Source organism: Thiohalocapsa sp. (assembly GCF_019695415.1).
In the GTDB taxonomy this organism is placed as follows: domain Bacteria; phylum Pseudomonadota; class Gammaproteobacteria; order Chromatiales; family Chromatiaceae; genus Thiohalocapsa.
Genome location: NZ_JAIFKJ010000598.1, coordinates 1 through 2963, shown reverse-complemented (window position 1 = coordinate 2963; position 2963 = coordinate 1). Strand labels below are relative to the sequence as shown.

The window sequence follows — 2963 nt, the reverse complement described above, 5'->3', positions numbered from 1 at the left end:
TTAGTCAGATGGGGGGGGGGGCAGGGTTGGCCACGCGAGAGGGCGGAGGGAGCGCGGGCGGGAAGGTGCGCAGGTGGCAAGTCGCAAGGGGCCCGCCCAACCAAGCCGAGCGCAGTGGGAGCCCGAGGCCGACGGCGATCAGGAAATCGCCGATGCCGAACCGGTTGCATCGCAGAGTGGCGCGATGCGAGACTGGGACGCCTCGCGGCAGCGAGAAGCCGAGCCACAGCGCCCACACGGCGGCCACGGCATCACCGAGGCCTGCCGGGTAGGCAAAGGCGGCCGGCAGGATGTCGTAGAAGGATAGAAAGATGAAGCCCAGCCCGACGGTGCGCATGACGTGCAGACCGATCAACAAGCGTCGATCAAGCCCCAGCGCCCAGCCTTGCACGGCCGGCAGCATGCGGTACGCCAAAGCGAACAGCGCAATCGGCCCGAAGATGAGCGCAGGAAATGCCCATACGGAAGCCGGACTCGCGCTCGCCAGCACCCCTGAAAGCGAAGCCGCCAGCGCCACGGCCAGCCAAAGCGACAGAATGGTCACCAGCAGCGCATCGCTGCGGGCGACTCGGGGTGATGTGTTGTAGGTCAGGGACAAGATGCTCATCAGCGCCTCCAGTTCAGTGTAACTACACGTATAGGTCTCGACTGTGGCAGACTCGCTGCCATCGGAAGTACACCGCCGAATCGGCGATGCACTCAGGCGTCCTTGGCCAATGCAGTCAGATCCCTCAACTCGTCGAGCAAGCGCTGGGCAAGCTCCGGCCCGAGGCCATCTATCAGCCGCCCATGTGCTGCCTCCCACAGGCGCTGCGCCGCGCTCAAGGTTGTCTCTCCCCGCTCGCTCAACGCCACATGCCGCTCACGTCAAACCACGCCTGCACTCAGCAACACCCATCCTTGATGCACCAACCGCCGCAAATTCCGCGTCAGCGTCGTGCGGTCCATGCCGAGGGCCTCGGCCAGCGTTTGGATGCCCGGGCGGTCGAGCAGAAAGACGGCGTTTAGCAAAGCGAACTGCGTCGCTTTGATACCTGCCGGTGACAAGGCGGCGTCGAAATACTGTGCCAGCGCTCGGGCACTGCGGCGCACCGCAAAGCCGAGGCAGCCCTCCGCCGCCGCCAACGCCGTCTGCAGGTCCGGTCGGTTGCTCATGAGAAGAGTGTATATACACTTTTTTCCTTTCGCAACCGCTTTCGGCAATTCAACCTGGCCGGGCCGGTCCGTCGGCCCGTGTTCCATCACCCGTCAGAGGAAGGCGCCCTGCTCTTCCACCTTGAAGGTCGCCAGCATCAGATTCAGCGCCCGGTTGGAGGTGGCCTGCGCGACGGCATCGAAGATCTCCCGGTCGCTGAAGCCCGCAACGCGGCAGGCATCGAGGTCCGCAGCCGTGATCGCTTGCGGCTCCGTCGTGGATCTGAGCGCGAGCCGCAGAAGCGGCCGTTCCCGCTCATGCACGGGTGCCTGCTCGACGTCCTCGCGGCCGGCGCGGATGTGCTCCAAGTCCAGACCCATCTGCAGGAGAAAGCCCTCGTTCATGTCGATGCAAAAGCGGCAGTCGCCGGCGACGGACACGAGGTAGCGGATCATGGTGGTGAGCATCGGGGACAGGCTGGTGCCGCCGCGGAAATAGGACACGTTGCCGACGAACGCCTCCAGCAGTGGCGGGCTGATCCCGTAGAGGCGCAGCGCGTCGGGGACGAAGCCGAGGTGGGATTCGACAGCGGCGAAGACGTCGTTCACCCGCCCCTCCTCTCCGGCAGGCGGGGTCGGCTCGATCAGGGGATGCGCGGGCGCGGTTTGTGTGCTGGTCATGCAGAGACTCCTCTTACAAGTTGACTGGTCAGTACATTCGTCGGGCAAAAAAAATTGACAGCGTCCTCCCTGCCTTCGTCATTCCTGGCCGTGCCTGCCCAGCCCACGGCCCATCCACCCGGTGCGCAGAAAGCCCGATCGGCTCAGCTCGACTCGGACGGAATGCGAATTCTCACCATCGCCGGCAGCAGCCGCGCGATGACGTCGGCGTCGTTTGCCGTCTTGGCCAGCAGCATCACGCCCTCCGAGTAGGCGTACATGGCTGCTGCTGTGGCCGACGGGTCGATACCGGCGATATCGCCGCGCTGGAGTGCTTCGCGCAGCGTTGCCTCAAGCGCCTGCTGCATCCGAGCAAAGATCTCTTGGGTCTTGATGCGCAGCTGTTCGTCTTGGGTGGCCTGCTCGGCCGCCATGTTGCCGAACGGACACCCGTAGACTTGCCCTGTGCGCTCGGCGAGGTCCTTCTGATACTCGTAGGCCAGCCGCGCGAAGCGTTCGATCCGCTCCATGGGTGATCGGTCCGCCCGGAAGGCGCGGTCGAGCAACTCTGCTTTCATCGCCTGCCAGGCGTGCTCCAGCACCTCCACCGTCAGATCCTGCTTGCTCGGGAAGAAATGATAGAAGCTGCCCTTCTTGACCCCGGCGGCCTCACAGATGGCCGCAACGCCCACTTCGCCGTAGCTCTTCGCGTACAGCAGGTCGCCAGCGGCCTTGACGATCCTGGTGCGGGGGTCATTCGTTGCGTTCATGGGCCCATCATAGTTGACCGTTCGGTCAAGTCAAGGCAAGAAACAAGAGTGAGGTGCCGAACCGGGCGTCCGAAGGTGTGGCGGTACTCGGCGGCAAGGCCGGCGTCTACCCGCAATCCTGGTGCCCTACCTACGGTGGAACTCTGATGCGGGTCGGGAGCTGTCGCGAGACGTCAGCCTAGGAAGGGCAGCACAAGGCGGCTGCCACGGCAGGAAACCGCGATGAAGCCTGACACGGCCAACACCCCACTCAAGCAAAGGCAAGGATTCCAGTGCCCGCACGGACGGCCGGTGGCTCTCATGTGCGCCGACCCAACGACCTCGCACTTTCGACCCGTGGACCACGGTGCCAGCGTTCCGCGACAGCTTGGCACTATGTGAAGAACCGTCTGGCTCCAA

The 2963-nt window shown here is 64.5% G+C and carries 4 protein-coding genes; all 4 read right to left on the bottom strand.

Features of this window, described 5'->3' with window-relative positions:
* Nucleotides 1-4 precede the first annotated feature (4 nt).
* The gene (locus tag I6U14_RS16475) at nt 5-607 is read right to left on the bottom strand and encodes a hypothetical protein (protein ID WP_296900685.1); all 603 of its coding nucleotides are present in this window, start codon (nt 605-607) and stop codon (nt 5-7) included.
* A gap of 260 nt (nt 608-867) precedes the next feature.
* The gene (locus I6U14_RS16470) at nt 868-1155 is read right to left on the bottom strand and encodes a MarR family winged helix-turn-helix transcriptional regulator (RefSeq protein WP_296900683.1); all 288 of its coding nucleotides are present in this window, start codon (nt 1153-1155) and stop codon (nt 868-870) included.
* A 93-nt stretch (nt 1156-1248) separates the two neighbouring features.
* Nucleotides 1249-1815, bottom strand: a complete 567-nt coding sequence (locus I6U14_RS16465) for a hypothetical protein (protein ID WP_296900681.1) — start codon at nt 1813-1815, stop codon at nt 1249-1251.
* 143 nt (nt 1816-1958) lie between these two features.
* The gene (locus tag I6U14_RS16460) at nt 1959-2564 is read right to left on the bottom strand and encodes a TetR/AcrR family transcriptional regulator (protein ID WP_296900679.1); all 606 of its coding nucleotides are present in this window, start codon (nt 2562-2564) and stop codon (nt 1959-1961) included.
* Nucleotides 2565-2963: the final 399 nt, after the last annotated feature.